The organism is Acidocella aminolytica 101 = DSM 11237, assembly GCF_900129125.1.
GTDB lineage: Bacteria > Pseudomonadota > Alphaproteobacteria > Acetobacterales > Acetobacteraceae > Acidocella > Acidocella aminolytica.
In genome coordinates, this window is sequence record NZ_FQVJ01000007.1 from 60,065 (window position 1) to 73,044 (window position 12,980).

13 protein-coding genes are annotated in these 12,980 nt (G+C 60.6%); 8 read left to right on the forward strand and 5 right to left on the reverse strand.

The genetic code is table 11. From position 1 onward, the window contains the following. The first annotated feature begins 16 nt into the window (after positions 1-16). The 5 genes from BUB54_RS05575 (at position 17) to BUB54_RS22030 (ending at position 4,595) form a co-directional block, all read left to right on the forward strand. Positions 17-754 (forward strand): class I SAM-dependent methyltransferase, encoded by a 738-nt coding sequence (locus BUB54_RS05575; RefSeq protein ID WP_048880479.1) that lies wholly within the window; start codon positions 17-19, stop codon positions 752-754. A gap of 147 nt (positions 755-901) precedes the next feature. After that, positions 902-2,035, forward strand: coding sequence for a Re/Si-specific NAD(P)(+) transhydrogenase subunit alpha (locus tag BUB54_RS05580; RefSeq protein ID WP_073211352.1), 1,134 nt, complete (start codon positions 902-904; stop codon positions 2,033-2,035). A 21-nt stretch (positions 2,036-2,056) separates the two neighbouring features. After that, the gene (locus BUB54_RS05585; protein ID WP_048878194.1) at positions 2,057-2,446 is read left to right on the forward strand and encodes a proton-translocating transhydrogenase family protein; all 390 of its coding nucleotides are present in this window, start codon (positions 2,057-2,059) and stop codon (positions 2,444-2,446) included. A gap of 6 nt (positions 2,447-2,452) precedes the next feature. Next, on the forward strand, positions 2,453-3,862 hold the full coding sequence (locus tag BUB54_RS05590; protein ID WP_048878193.1) for an NAD(P)(+) transhydrogenase (Re/Si-specific) subunit beta: 1,410 nt from the start codon (positions 2,453-2,455) through the stop codon (positions 3,860-3,862). A gap of 364 nt (positions 3,863-4,226) precedes the next feature. Further along, on the forward strand, positions 4,227-4,595 hold the full coding sequence (locus BUB54_RS22030) for an FRG domain-containing protein (RefSeq protein WP_408735447.1): 369 nt from the start codon (positions 4,227-4,229) through the stop codon (positions 4,593-4,595). 186 nt (positions 4,596-4,781) lie between these two features. Here BUB54_RS22030 and BUB54_RS20700 read toward each other — a convergent pair whose 3' ends face one another. The 4 genes from BUB54_RS20700 to metF form a co-directional block, all read right to left on the reverse strand. Then, positions 4,782-4,937 carry a hypothetical protein gene (locus BUB54_RS20700; protein WP_158320085.1) on the reverse strand — a complete coding sequence of 52 codons (156 nt, stop codon included), beginning with the start codon at positions 4,935-4,937 and terminating at the stop codon, positions 4,782-4,784. A gap of 133 nt (positions 4,938-5,070) precedes the next feature. Then, complete coding sequence (locus tag BUB54_RS05600) at positions 5,071-5,949, reverse strand: 50S ribosomal protein L11 methyltransferase (RefSeq protein WP_048878191.1); 879 nt, start codon at positions 5,947-5,949, stop codon at positions 5,071-5,073. Further along, positions 5,942-8,113 carry an ATP-dependent helicase gene (locus BUB54_RS05605; protein ID WP_048878190.1) on the reverse strand — a complete coding sequence of 724 codons (2,172 nt, stop codon included), beginning with the start codon at positions 8,111-8,113 and terminating at the stop codon, positions 5,942-5,944. Before BUB54_RS05605 ends, BUB54_RS05600 begins: the two co-directional genes overlap by 8 nt. Positions 8,114-8,116: 3 nt before the next feature. Beyond that, positions 8,117-9,052, reverse strand: coding sequence for a methylenetetrahydrofolate reductase [NAD(P)H] (gene metF, locus BUB54_RS05610; RefSeq protein WP_048878189.1), 936 nt, complete (start codon positions 9,050-9,052; stop codon positions 8,117-8,119). A gap of 177 nt (positions 9,053-9,229) precedes the next feature. Between metF and BUB54_RS05615 the strand changes: the two genes are divergently transcribed. After that, positions 9,230-10,024 (forward strand): MlaA family lipoprotein, encoded by a 795-nt coding sequence (locus BUB54_RS05615; protein ID WP_244890751.1) that lies wholly within the window; start codon positions 9,230-9,232, stop codon positions 10,022-10,024. Positions 10,025-10,045: 21 nt separating this feature from the next. Next, positions 10,046-10,669, forward strand: coding sequence for an MlaC/ttg2D family ABC transporter substrate-binding protein (locus tag BUB54_RS05620; protein ID WP_048878188.1), 624 nt, complete (start codon positions 10,046-10,048; stop codon positions 10,667-10,669). Between the two features lie 49 nt (positions 10,670-10,718). Here BUB54_RS05620 and BUB54_RS05625 read toward each other — a convergent pair whose 3' ends face one another. After that, positions 10,719-11,894 carry a DUF2125 domain-containing protein gene (locus BUB54_RS05625; protein ID WP_048878187.1) on the reverse strand — a complete coding sequence of 392 codons (1,176 nt, stop codon included), beginning with the start codon at positions 11,892-11,894 and terminating at the stop codon, positions 10,719-10,721. Between the two features lie 81 nt (positions 11,895-11,975). Between BUB54_RS05625 and BUB54_RS05630 the strand changes: the two genes are divergently transcribed. After that, entirely contained in the window at positions 11,976-12,911 is a 936-nt protein-coding gene (locus BUB54_RS05630; protein WP_048878186.1) for a bifunctional riboflavin kinase/FAD synthetase, read from the forward strand. The last annotated feature ends 69 nt before the right edge of the window (positions 12,912-12,980 follow it).

Below are 12,980 nucleotides of genomic sequence, written 5' to 3' on the forward strand. Positions count from 1 at the left end.
GAAGCGGACCTAATTGATGGCGATTTTAAAACGAGGCCTGCGCGCCGGGCTGCTGGTGCGGGCTTACCGGAAGCTGCTGCATTCCATCTATGTCAACGACCTCTGGCTGGATTTGCGCGTGCAGGCCAAGCGTGAGGCGATTGCGTACATCACCGCCCACATGGCTGAGGCGATGGTGCTGGCGGACCGCAATGAACTGGCGCGTTTTGCCCTCGCTCGCGCGCCGCAGGAGGGGCTGGTGCTGGAATTCGGTGTCGCCAAGGGCGCCAGCCTGCGCAACCTCGCCACCCAGACCGTCCGCCAAGTGCATGGGTTCGACAGTTTTGGCGGTTTGCCGGAGGATTGGGCAGGCACCAAGGAAAAAGCTGGGGCCTTCACCCAAAGGGGCAAATTGCCGAAAGTGCCTCCCAACGCGGTTTTGCATCCGGGCTGGTTCGATCAGACCTTGCCGCCCTTTTTGGCCGCGCACACCAGCCCGGCGGCTTTTATTCATGTCGATTGTGATATTTATACCAGCACACAGACGATCTTTTTCGCGTTGCAGCAAAGAATTGTACCTGGCACGGTGATTCTCTTTGATGAATATTTCAATTATCCCGGCTGGCGGGCGCATGAGTATAAGGCGTTTCAGGAGTTCATCCGCGAGGCAGGTCTGAGCTACGAATATATCGGATTTTCCGCCGAAAAGGGGCATGTGGCCGTGCGAATCGGTGCGCCGGGGGCGTTACCGGAGCCTGTAAATTCCACTTGCTAAATAATCATTAAAATAAACACCGGCCCCGCCGCCCTGGCAAAGATGTCCTAAAAAGCCAAGGCTTTGTCAGCTTTTAGAACGACTTGAAATATGTTGCTTGTTCACTCAAGTTGCTCACAAAACTTTATAGACTTTGAGGACAGGTAAATGCGGCTTGCGGTTTTAAAGGAGCGCCGCGCGGGTGAAGCCCGCGTGGCAGCCACGCCCGATACGGTGAAAAAACTGACTGGGCTTGGGCTGAGCATCGCCATTGAGGCAGGGGCTGGGCTTCAGGCCGCGATTTCCGACCAGGAGTTCATTGCCGCTGGCGCCGAGATTGTGCCGGATGCGGCGGCGGCCCTGTCAGGGGCCGGGATTTTGTTTGCGGTGAACGCGCCGGATGAGAATGTGCGCGAGATGATCGCCCCCGGCACGCTGCTGGTGGCGACGCTGGGTGCGGCGTCCGATCCCACCTTGGCCCCGGCCCTGGCGGCGAAAAAGATCGACGCGGTTGGGCTGGAGCTGCTGCCGCGCATCACCCGCGCGCAGAGTATGGACGTGCTCTCCTCCCAGGCAAATCTGTCCGGTTACCGTGCGGTGATCGAGGCGGCCAATGCCTTCACCCGCGGGTTCCCGCTGATGATGACCGCCGCCGGCACCGTGCCGCCCGCGCGCGTGTTCGTGATCGGCGCCGGTGTGGCGGGTCTGCAAGCCATTGCCACCGCGCGGCGCCTGGGCGGCGTGGTGTCGGGTACGGATGTGCGCCCGGCCGCGAAGGAAGAAATCAAGTCCCTCGGCGCCAGCTATGTCGGCGTGGATGACGAGGAAAGCGCCAAGCAGACTGGACCTTATGCTGGGCAGATGTCCGAGGAGTTCCGCCAGAAGCAGGCAGAACTGATGGCCACCACCATCGCCAAGAACGACATCGTGATCTGCACCGCCCTGGTGCAGGGCCGCAAGGCGCCGGTGATCGTGACCTCCGAGATGGTGGCCTCCATGAAGGCGGGGTCAATCATCGTGGATCTGGCGGCTGAATCCGGTGGGAACTGCGCCGAGACTGTGCCGGGTGAGACCATTACCACCCCCAACGGCGTGACCATTATCGGCCATCGCAACTGGCCCGCGCGCATCGCGGTGGCCTCCAGCGCGCTTTATGCCCGTAACCTGTTCACCTTCCTCTCGACCTTCTGGGACAAGGAAGCCAACAAGCCGGATCTGAAGCCCGAGGATGATCTGGTCAAGGGCGCACTGCTCACCAAGGGCGGTGAGATCGTCCACCCCAATTTCAAGCCCGCCGATTAAACCAAAGGGAGGCTTTCATTCATGACACCCGCAGATTTAGCCGCCCAGGCGGCGGACCTGGCCCATCAGGCTTCCATTCTGGCGCAGAACGCCGCCGGAGTGGCCGCCGTGGCCGCGCAGCACGTGCCGCCCGCGGCACCGTTCATCTACCTGTTCAGCATTTTCGTGCTGGCTGTGTTTGTTGGCTATTACGTGGTCTGGAGCGTCACCCCGGCGCTGCACTCGCCGCTGATGGCGGTGACCAACGCCATTTCCTCGGTCATCATCGTCGGCGCCATGCTGGCCACCGGGCTGCACGGCAGCATCGTGGCGCATGTGCTGGGGTTCCTGGCCGTGGTGCTGGTGAGCGTTAACATCTTTGGCGGCTTCGCGGTGACCAACCGCATGCTGTCCATGTTCAAGAAGAAGTAACGGCCGATGAACCAGTCTCTTACCTCCTTCGCGTATCTAATCGCGGCGGTTCTGTTCATTCTGGCGCTGCGTGGTCTGTCGCATCCCACCACCTCGCGCCGGGGTAACCGGTTTGGCATCATCGGCATGACCATTGCCGTGGCGGCGACCTTCCTGCATGGCGGCATGGATTGGGGCTGGGTGCTGATTATTCTGCTAGGCATCGCCATTGGCGGCACCATTGGCCTGATCGTGGCGCAGAAGATCAAAATGACGGCGCTGCCGCAGCTTGTAGCAGCCTTCCACTCGCTGGTGGGTCTGGCGGCGGTGTTCGTGGCGGCCTCGGCGCTGACCGCGCCGCAGAGCTTCGGCATCGGCACCCCGCATCATATCCATGTCGAGAGCCTGATCGAAATGTCGATCGGCCTTGCTGTCGGCGCTATTACCTTCACCGGCTCGCTAATCGCTTTCGCCAAGCTGCAGGCGCTCATGAAGGGCACGCCGATCACCTTCTCCGGTCAGCACAGGCTGAATGGCGGGCTGGGTATTCTGGTGGTGCTGCTGATCATCGCCTTTGTCGTCTCCGGCGGCAGCCCGGTGCTGTTCTCGCTGATCGCGGTGCTGGCGCTGGCGCTCGGCTTCCTGCTTATCATCCCCATTGGCGGCGCGGACATGCCGGTGGTGATCTCGATGCTTAACTCCTATTCCGGCTGGGCGGCTTCGGGCATTGGCTTTACCATCGGCAATCTGGCGCTGATCATCACCGGCGCGCTGGTTGGCTCCTCCGGTGCGATTCTGTCCTACATCATGTGTAAGGGCATGAACCGCTCGATCATCAACGTGATTGCGGGCGGGTTCGGTAATACCGCCGATGCGGGGGCGGCCGCTGGTGGTGCCTCTGGCGACAAGGCCGTGAAGCATGGCTCCGCCGACGATGCTGCCTTCATCATGAAGAACGCCTCCAAGGTCATCATCGTGCCGGGCTATGGCATGGCGGTGGCGCAGGCCCAGCACGCCCTGCGGGAAATGGCGGACATGCTGAAAGAGGAAGGCGTGGAAGTGAAATACGCCATCCACCCTGTTGCGGGCCGTATGCCGGGCCACATGAACGTGCTGCTGGCCGAGGCGAGTGTGCCGTATGACGAAGTGTTCGAACTGGAGCAGATCAACAACGAATTCGCCACGGCGGACGTTGTGTACGTGATCGGCGCCAACGACGTGACCAACCCCGCCGCCAAGACCAATGCGGCCAGCCCGATTTACGGCATGCCGATTCTGGAAGTGGACAAAGCTAAGACTGTGCTGTTCGTGAAACGCTCCATGGCCTCCGGCTATGCCGGCGTGGAGAACGAGCTGTTTTTCAAGGACAACACGATGATGCTCTTTGGTGACGCGAAGAAGATGACCGAAGAAATCGTCCAGGCCCTCGGGCACTGAACAAAGAGTAAGTACTCTAAGAGGCGCCCATGTGGCGCCTCTTTATTTTGAGGTGGTTATGGAAGAGAAGCGTCTCAAGAGCTGGGAAGCATTCGTAACAGAAGTAAAGAGTCTTCGGGGGGAGACGACTGGAAATGGCTCTTACTTGCTATTCATGAGAGCATTGTGATGCTGACTGGAAGTGGGCAACAACCTGAGAAAGAGCTGGATATCCTGATATCCCACTCTTGGATTACCTTTCTCATGCGCTGATCGTACAAGACGAGATCGAAATTCCCACAAATACAAAGTGGGGAATGGATCGCGACAAATGGATTGAACTATTTTCGACGACTAGCTTTATACTATCCCGGACGAAGAGACGATCAGAGGTTTTGATTACTTAAACTATCTCCGGCAACATGGTTTTCCATCTCCGCTATTGGATAGGACGCGATCCATTTTAGTCCCGGCATTTTTTGCGTTCCAAAACATTGCAGAAAAAAGAAATGGCGCCACGATTTATGTTTTAATGCGCGTGAACGTAGACTCAAAAGTGCCGATGGATTTCCGTCAATATTTAGATTTTGTACTCGTAATGATGGGCACCGTCGGCATTTTATGCAGCAAGGTGAATACGCGATTTCTGCGCATTGGCAGAAGCACGAGGAGCGAGGAGGACATGACTGATATATCGCCAGTCACGAGACTAGCATCACTGAAAGTGAGCGTCTTCAAGACAATCAAGGGATAAAAAATTTATCTTGCCGTCTGAAGAGCGCTTGCGTGTTTTGGACATTCTCAACGAACAGAATATCAATGCCTACACGTTATTCGGTAACGAAGAGGGGCTCGTGCAAACTTTGGCAAACCGTCAATTCATGGGTTTATCAAAACCCGGGGCTTAGCCCAGGGTTTTAATGTCTCAGGCGTTCTGAGGTTACTTGCCCGTAGTTTGAACGCCGCGTACGTGCATGGCCAGCTTCGCAAAGGCGTTCTTCAGGCCACGGGCGATGGCTTGGCCAATAAGCTGATTACCTTCGGCGGCGGCGATCATGCTTTCGCCCATTGTCTCGAAAGAAGATGTGAAGTTCATTGTCAGCTCCTTCAAAATGGGATGAGCCCCGGTGAAGGACGTTCCTGCTAAACCATGACCTCACTATGCCAAAGCGCTTGCTGCGGTGCAACAAGAACTTTGACATAGCTGTTTCCCTCTCGGGGAAGGAGGGTTAACGCTTCCGCAGGGTCAAGATCGACCATGCGCCATCCACCAGCCGCTTTTCCAGCACCAGACCGGCGCGGCGGTGGCAGGAGACCACCCAGTTCACCTGCGTGTTCAGCAGTCCCGCTAGAATCGCCACCCCGCCAGGGGCCAGATGTGCGGCGAGATGATGCGCCATGGCGCAGAGCGGGCGAGCCAGGATGTTGGCGAAAACCAAATCGAACGGGGCGGCCTTGGTGATTTGGGAGTCCGACCAGCCATCGGCCTGGATGGCGTGAATCCTGTCCGCCACCCCGTTCAGCTTGGCATTTTCCTTGGCCACGCGGGCAGCACGGGCGTCGATATCCGTGGCCAGCACGTTTTTATGCATAAGTTTGGCGGCGGCGATGGCGAGAATGCCCGAGCCGGTGCCAAGGTCCAGAATCCGCTGCGGGTGGTGGCGTTTCACCAGATCCTCCAGCGTCACCAAGCAGCCGCGGGTGGAGTTATGCTCGCCGGTACCAAAGGCCAGACCGGCATCAAGCGTGATGGTGATGCGCCCTGGCAGCTCCGGCCCCTCGATATGGGTGCCGCGTATGGCAAACCGTGCGCCGATAAGCTGTTCCGGGAAGGCTTGCTGGGTGCGGGCCAGCCAGCCGCCCACGGGCACCAGCCCGCGCGTGATTTCTGGCGAGAAGCCGGAGACCATCTCGGCTACCATCAGGGCGGCAGCGAGATCGTCCTCATACTCGCCGCGTTCCTTCACGCCTTGCAGGTCCCATTCATCCGCGTCCTCGTCATGATAAAACGACACGGCGCGGCAGACGCTGGAAAGCGCCGCCTCGAAGGTTTCCATTACTTCAGCGGGGACGCGGAGCGAGATGCACTCCAGAACTTCCTCAGCCATCCTGGCGCTCCACGAAACGGTCCAGCACGCGTTTTTCTCCTGATGTCTCGAAATCAATATCCAGCCGGTCGTCATCGGCGGCAATGACGCGGCCATAGCCAAATTTCTGGTGGAACACCCGTGCCCCCACCGGAATTTTTTGCGTTCGGGCAGGGCGGGCTTGCACCTCCCATGCGTCCGGGCGGCGGGCCTGCACGGGGAAATGCGTGGCCGCCGGGGCCATGCGCCCGCCTTGCGGCTGGACCGAGCCGGAGTGGCGGATCACCTCCTCCGGCAGCTCGTCGATAAAGCGGCTGGGGATGGAGCTTTGCCAGTTGGCGTAGATGCGCCGGTTGGCGGCGTGCAGAATAATGGCGCGTTGCTTGGCGCGGGTGATGCCCACATAAGCCAGGCGCCGTTCTTCCTCCAAACTCTTATTGCCGCCTTCATCCAAGGCCCGCTGGTTGGGGAACACGCCTTCCTCCCAGCCGGGGAGAAACACCGTGTCGAATTCCAGCCCCTTGGCGCCGTGCAGGGTCATCATGGAAACCTTGGCGCCGTCTTCCTGCGCCTCAACCTCGGTGACGAGTGCGACATGCTCAAGGAAGGTTTGCAGCGTCTCGAAATCCGCCAAGGCGCGGGAAAGCTCCTTGAGGTTTTCCAGCCGTCCTGGTGCTTCTGGGGATTTGTCCGCTTTCCACATGGCGATATAGCCGGACTCTTCCAGCACTATATCCAGTGCCACCACCGGCCCCTGCGTGGCCAGAATGTTCCGCCAATCCTCGAACTGCTCCAGCAGGTTGCGCATGGTTGTGGCCAGCTTGCCGCGCAACCCGCCTTCCGCCACCAGCTTGGCGGCGGCGTCATGCAGCGGCATGTTATAGGCTCGCGCGGCCTCGTGCAGATTACGGATCGCGGCATCCCCTACGCCCCGCTTGGGCGTGTTCACAATCCGTTCGAAGGCGAGGTCGTCGCTGGGCTGTTCCAGCACGCGCAAATACGCGATGGCATCGCGTATTTCCGCGCGCTCATAAAAGCGCAAGCCGCCAATAATGCGGTAAGGCACGCCGAGTGTGAGTAGCCGCTCTTCAAACGAGCGGGTCTGGAACCCGGCGCGGACCAGAATTGCGATCTCGTTCAGAGAATGGCCGGAGCGCCAGAGGGATTCGATGCGCCCGCCCACGGTCCGGGCTTCCTCCTCTGAATCCCACAAGGAGATCACTTCAACCTTCTCGCCCTGGGCATCGTTGCGGCCAGGATGCAGCGTTTTGCCCAGCCGCCCTTCATTATGGGAAATCAGATGCGAGGCGGCGGCGAGAATCGGCTGGGTGGAGCGGTAATTAGCTTCCAGCCGGACCACTTTCGCCCCGGGGAAATCCTGCTCGAATTTCAGAATATTCTCAATTTCGGCGCCACGCCAGCTATAGATGCTCTGGTCGTCATCGCCCACGCAGCAGATGTTTTTATGCCCCTGGGCCAGCAGCCGCAGCCAGTAATATTGGACAAGGTTGGTGTCCTGATATTCGTCCACCAGAATATAGCGGAAGGTGCGGTGATAATAAGCCAGCACCTCCTGGTCGGTTTTCAAGAGATGCACCATTAGCAGCAGCAAATCACCGAAATCCACGGCGTTGAGCTGGCGCAGGCGGGTCTGGTAGGCGGCGTAGAATTCCTCCGCCCGGCCATTGGCGAAGTCCGTGGTCTCGGCCACCGGAATCTGGCCCGGCATGAAGCCTTTGTCTTTCCAACGCTGGATTTGCGCCATCAATGCGTTGGGTGGCCAGCGTTTAAAGTCGATCCGCGCGGCTTCCATAATCTGTTTGAGCAAACGGAGTTGGTCGTCTGTGTCCAGAATCGAGAAGCTGCTGGTCAGCCCCACCCGCTCCGCCCAGCGGCGCAACATGCGGGCGCAGAGGGCGTGGAATGTGCCGAGCCACAGCCCTTCCACCGGCCCGCCCATGATCTTCGCCACACGCTCGCGCATTTCCCGCGCCGCCTTGTTGGTGAAGGTCACGGTAAGAATCTGGTTGGGGAAGGCGCGGCGGCTGAGCAGAATATGGGCGAAGCGCGTGGTCAGCACCCGGGTTTTGCCCGTGCCGGCGCCGGCCAGCACCAGCACCGGGCCTTCGGTGCTTTCCACGGCGTCACGCTGGGCGCTGTTCAACCCCTCCAGATAGCTTGCCATGGATCAGGCCGCCGGGTCCGGTTTCACGCCCAGAATCCGGGCGATGGCATAGGTCAGGTCCGGACGGTTGAGCGTGTAGAAATGGAACTCGTCAATGCCGTTGGCTTGCAGCAGCCGTACCTGCTCCGCCGCCACGGCGGCTGCCACCATGCGGCGGGTTTCCACGTCGTCATCCAACCCTTCGAACATGCCCGCCATCCATTGGGGTATGGAGGTGCCGCAGGCCTCGCAGAATTTCCGAGCCTGGTTGAAGTTGGTGACCGGTAGAATCCCCGGCACGATTGGCGCCTTGATGCCTGCGGCCAGGGCGCGATCCATGAAGCGCAGGAAGATGTTATTGTCGAAAAACACCTGAGTGATGGCGCGCGTCGCCCCGGCATCCAGCTTGCGTTTCAGGTTGTCGAGATCCGCCTTGGGGCTGGCGGCCTGCGGGTGGGTCTCAGGGTAGGCTGCCACGGAAATCTCGAAGGCCGCGATTTTTTTCAGCCCTTCCACCAGATCCGCCGCGAAGGCGTAGCCGCCGGGATGGGGTGTATATGGCGCGCCGCCCGGCATGTCCCCGCGCAGGGCGACGATATGCTTGACCCCCGCCTGCCAATAACGCTCCGCGACCGCGTTCACGTCCTCTTTGGTGGCGCCCACGCAGGTGAGATGAGCGGCCGGGGTGAGGGCGGTTTCCTTGACGATTCGCAGCACGGTGGCGTGGGTGCGCTCCTGCGTTGAGCCGCCCGCGCCATAGGTTACGGAGACGAAATCCGGCCGCAAGGTCGCTAGCCGTTCGATGCAATGCCAGAGTTGGGCTTCCAGTCCCTCGGTCTTGGGCGGGAAGAACTCGAACGAGATCGCGGGCGGGGCGGCGCCGTCACGCGCGGGCAGAGGGGCAATACGCTCGCCCGCGGCCCAGCGTTCCAGAGTGTGCCTGTCAGGAGAATGGGTCATGGTCTGTTCGCTCCGTGCAGGGGGTTAGGTGGCAGGCCACGCCGTGTCGCGCAAGTGGCGCGAAGGCCACAACCGCGCGCGAAGCTCTGGCCCGGTGGTTGACGGCACGGTAATGACACTCACATTGATGGTGCCGCCACGCGCAGATGCTGTTGCCAGGAGACAGGTGAGATGAAGATGACGCTGAAAAGCCGGCTGATGAGGGGCTTGGCCGTGACTGTCCCCGGGCTGGTGCTGGCCGGGGCCCTGAGCGGCTGTGCCACGCCGCCGCCCAAAACAGATAAGGCGGATTACCAAGCCTATAAACAGCTCAATGACCCTCTGGAACCCACCAACCGCGTGTTCTTCAAGGTCAATAACGTGCTCGACACTTATGTGATGAAGCCGGTGGCCGAAGGTTATGTGCATGTCACCACCCAGGGCATCCGCAACCATGTAGGGGATTTCACCTCAAATATCGGTGAGCCCGCGCGGATGCTGAACTTCATGGCGTCAGGCGACCCCACGGATGCGGGTACGTCCCTCGTGCGGTTCTTGCTGAACTCCACCATCGGCATTGGCGGGATTTTCGACCCCGCCGCGGCGCTCGGCTATCCCAAGATTGACACGGATTTCGGCCTGACGCTGGCCAGCTGGGGCGTACCCGCCGGGCCGTATTTGTATCTGCCGGTCTTTGGCCCGTCCGGCGCCCGCGATGTGTGGAACCTGCCGGTGGAATGGGTCGCCACCCCCATGGCGGCCGCGCCTGCCAGTACTTCGCTTACCGATTTCGGCTATGCCGAAACCGGTATCGACCTGATCAACACCCGTGCGGAATATCTGCAGCCGATTGATCAGATCAATGCCACCGCGCTTGATCCTTATGCCACATTCCGGAGCCTTTATCGCCAATCTCGTGCCTCACAGCTCCAGCAGATCAAGCAACGTGACAAGAAGACCTGGCCGGACTGGTATCACCATCCGGCGCAATAAAGTAAGGGTTTAAGACAGACCATGCATTTTCGCCGCTTCTTTCTGGGGGCCGTGGCCTCCGTCCCAATGCTTGCCATGATGGCGGGTGCTGCTCACGCGCAGGCCATGGCACCTGCTGCCGCCAAGAGCTTCATCCAACAATCTGGTGACAAGTTGGTTGCCATCGTCAATGGTGATGGCACACAAAGGCAGAAAGCCACCGAGCTGCGGGATCTGGTGAACCAGATCGTCGCGGTGGATCAGGTGGGGGATTATGTTCTCGGCCGCTATAACCATGTGGCGACGCCGGCACAGAAACAGCAGTTCCTGACCCTGTTTCACCAGTTGCTGAGCTACAACATCACCTACCAGATCAAGGCCTATAAGGGCGTCAGCTTCACCGTGAACAAGGCCACTCAGCAGGGTAACGACGTGCTGGTGGATACCACAGTGACCGCGCCTGACAAATCCCCCGCCGACGTTGGTTGGGTGGTGGAGCAGGACAAGGGCCAACCCAAGATCATTGACGTGATAGTGGCGGGGACTTCCCTGCGCATTACCACCCGCAACGATTATGCGGGCGTGATCACTGATAATGGTGGCCAGGTTTCGGCGCTGCTGAGCGCCATGCAGAACCAGATCACAAAAATCTCCTCCAGCCAGTAACAGTCTGGCGGCAAAAAAAAAGGGGCCGTTCTGGCCCCTTTTTTATGGTTTATGGAGACGCCGCTCCCGAGCCGTCGCCTGGAGCCACAGCTGGGGCCGGGGGCGGGTTAAGCAGCTTGTTCCAGTCCAGCGGCGGCAGGTCGCCGGTTTTTTTGCCGTTCACGACAATGCCGCCCTTGCCATAGACCGTATGCATGGCCAGCTCCTGCCCGCCATCTGTGGTGGTGGATAGGTATGGCGAGAGCGTGGCCTCAATCTGGCTGATCCAGTCCTGCAGGCCGGGGTAGGAGCCGGTCAGCGCGCCGGTGAACTGGTCCAGATGGTCGGCGGTGACGTCTGTCTTGCCGGAGGGCTGGCCCGCTTTGTCGAACGCCACGGTGCCGTCGGCCTTAAGCTGGCAGGGGCCGAGCTTCAGGCTGAGGCTACCCTGGCCGCTGCCGCCCGCCATGGCCCATTGATGCAGGGTTTGCAGCATGAATTTGTCGCGCGCGTCCTGGTCCTGAAAGCTGGCTTCCTGCTTGGCGATGCTGCGCCAGTCCAGCGGGCCTGATAGCCGGGCCGTGACGGCGACATGCTCGATTTTCCCGCCAAAGGGCAGGTTGAGCAGCCGGGTCAGAATCGGGGAGAGGCTAAAATCATGCATGTCCTCCCGCAGGGCCAGGGCGGTCTGGCTGGCGTTGGCATTGGCGTTGAGTGATTCATGCAGGGTCAGCGTGCCGATCTGCGCCACTTGCAGGCTGCCATTGCTGGCCAGCAGGTTCACGCCCGCGAACTGTGCATCGCCGTTGATGATGGGGTTGTCTGTATCGCCCAGCCAGATGGAGGGGGAGAGTGTCTCGGTAATATCTGCCACCTCGAAGGTCAGCGCGCCGGAGGCCTCAGAACTGCTGATGGCGATACTCAGCGGCATGTCCACATGCAAGGTCAACGGATGCAGCAGGCTGATATGCGCACCCAGGCTGGCGGCACTGGCTGTCACGGCCGGAACCGAGGGCTCAGGCTGCGAGGTCCAGTGCGGATGGCTAATCATCACGCTGGCAAGCAGGGGCGAGCGGCTGGTGGCGATCTTGTCGTAGGAGATATGCGCCGTGCCGCTGGCATTGACCTGGTTGATCTCAGCCGTGACCAGCTGTTTCAGCCGCATATTGGCGTAAAGCCAAAGCCCCAGCCAGACCAGCACGACCAGAATAACGAGCCCGCCCAGCCCTTTTATGAAACTTCGCATCCGCGATCCTCTCAGGATTTGTTCGCTTCCGTTGTGCCGCACCCTTGACCGGCGGCCAAGTGTGGGGGCTTTAGCAGAGCCATGAAGATTTATTCGGACTGGCGCGCTCTGCCTGCCGCCGCTCGCGGGGCCAGCGTGGCTATGGGGAATTTCGACGGCGTGCATACCGGTCACGCAGCGGTGCTGCGGGCCGCCCATGCCGCCCGTCCGGACGCGCCACGCGCCGTGTTGACCTTCGAGCCGCATCCGCGCGAATATTTTCGTCCGCAGGACCCGCCCTTCCGCCTGACCTTGGCGGCGGAACGCGCGGCGGCGCTGGAGGCGCTGGGGGTGGAAATTCTCTACCAGTTGCCCTTCGACGCTGAATTTGCCCATCTCACCGCCGAGGCCTTCGTGCAGGAGGTACTGTTTCAGGGTATCAGCGCCGTGCATCTTTCCTGCGGGGCGGATTTCGCCTTCGGTCACCGGCGCGGCGGCGATGTGGCGTTTTTGAGCGCCAAGGCCGAGGCGCTGGGCATTGGCCTCTCGATCGTGCCGCAGGTCACGGACGCGCAGGGGCCCATCTCCTCCAGCCGCATCCGGCGTTTGTTGCAGGATGGCTACCCGGAGCGCGCGGCGGTGCTGCTGGGGCGACCCTGCTCCATCAGGGGCGAGGTGTTGCATGGCGACAAGCGTGGCCGCACCATCGGGTTTCCCACCGCCAATATCTCGCTGGGACGGCATCTTGAGCCGCAGCGCGGGGTTTATGCCGTCACCGCCCGGATTGCCGGTAAATGGGTGAAAGGCGTGGCCAATATCGGGCTGCGCCCCACCGTGGGCGGCACCGAATCCCGGCTGGAAGCGCATTTCTTCGCGTTCGAGGGCGACCTTTACGGGCAGGATCTGGTGGTGCAACTCCGCCATTTTATCCGCGAGGAGCAGAAATTCCCGGATTTTGAGGCGCTGAAGGCGCAAATCGCCCGCGATGCGCGCGAAGCCAGCCGCCTGCTTGACGCTTTGCCGGGCGGGGCCGCATAAATGCGCCATGACCGGCCCTTACGACCGAATTATACCGCCTACCCGGGCCTGAAACGGGTTCCCGCGCGT

Bases quoted from the DNA above. Each gene is read 5' to 3' on its own strand.
- BUB54_RS05585 (WP_048878194.1), top strand. From the start codon at position 2,057: ATGACACCCGCAGATTTAGCCGCCCAGGCGGCGGACCTGGCCCATCAG.
- BUB54_RS05590 (WP_048878193.1), top strand. From the start codon at position 2,453: ATGAACCAGTCTCTTACCTCCTTCGCGTATCTAATCGCGGCGGTTCTG.
- BUB54_RS05575 (WP_048880479.1), top strand. From the start codon at position 17: ATGGCGATTTTAAAACGAGGCCTGCGCGCCGGGCTGCTGGTGCGGGCT.
- BUB54_RS05605 (WP_048878190.1), bottom strand. From the start codon at position 8,113: ATGGCAAGCTATCTGGAGGGGTTGAACAGCGCCCAGCGTGACGCCGTG.
- BUB54_RS05600 (WP_048878191.1), bottom strand. From the start codon at position 5,949: ATGGCTGAGGAAGTTCTGGAGTGCATCTCGCTCCGCGTCCCCGCTGAA.
- BUB54_RS05615 (WP_244890751.1), top strand. From the start codon at position 9,230: ATGACGCTGAAAAGCCGGCTGATGAGGGGCTTGGCCGTGACTGTCCCC.
- BUB54_RS05625 (WP_048878187.1), bottom strand. From the start codon at position 11,894: ATGCGAAGTTTCATAAAAGGGCTGGGCGGGCTCGTTATTCTGGTCGTG.
- BUB54_RS20700 (WP_158320085.1), bottom strand. From the start codon at position 4,937: ATGAACTTCACATCTTCTTTCGAGACAATGGGCGAAAGCATGATCGCC.
- BUB54_RS05630 (WP_048878186.1), top strand. From the start codon at position 11,976: ATGAAGATTTATTCGGACTGGCGCGCTCTGCCTGCCGCCGCTCGCGGG.
- metF (WP_048878189.1), bottom strand. From the start codon at position 9,052: ATGACCCATTCTCCTGACAGGCACACTCTGGAACGCTGGGCCGCGGGC.
- BUB54_RS05580 (WP_073211352.1), top strand. From the start codon at position 902: ATGCGGCTTGCGGTTTTAAAGGAGCGCCGCGCGGGTGAAGCCCGCGTG.
- BUB54_RS05620 (WP_048878188.1), top strand. From the start codon at position 10,046: ATGCATTTTCGCCGCTTCTTTCTGGGGGCCGTGGCCTCCGTCCCAATG.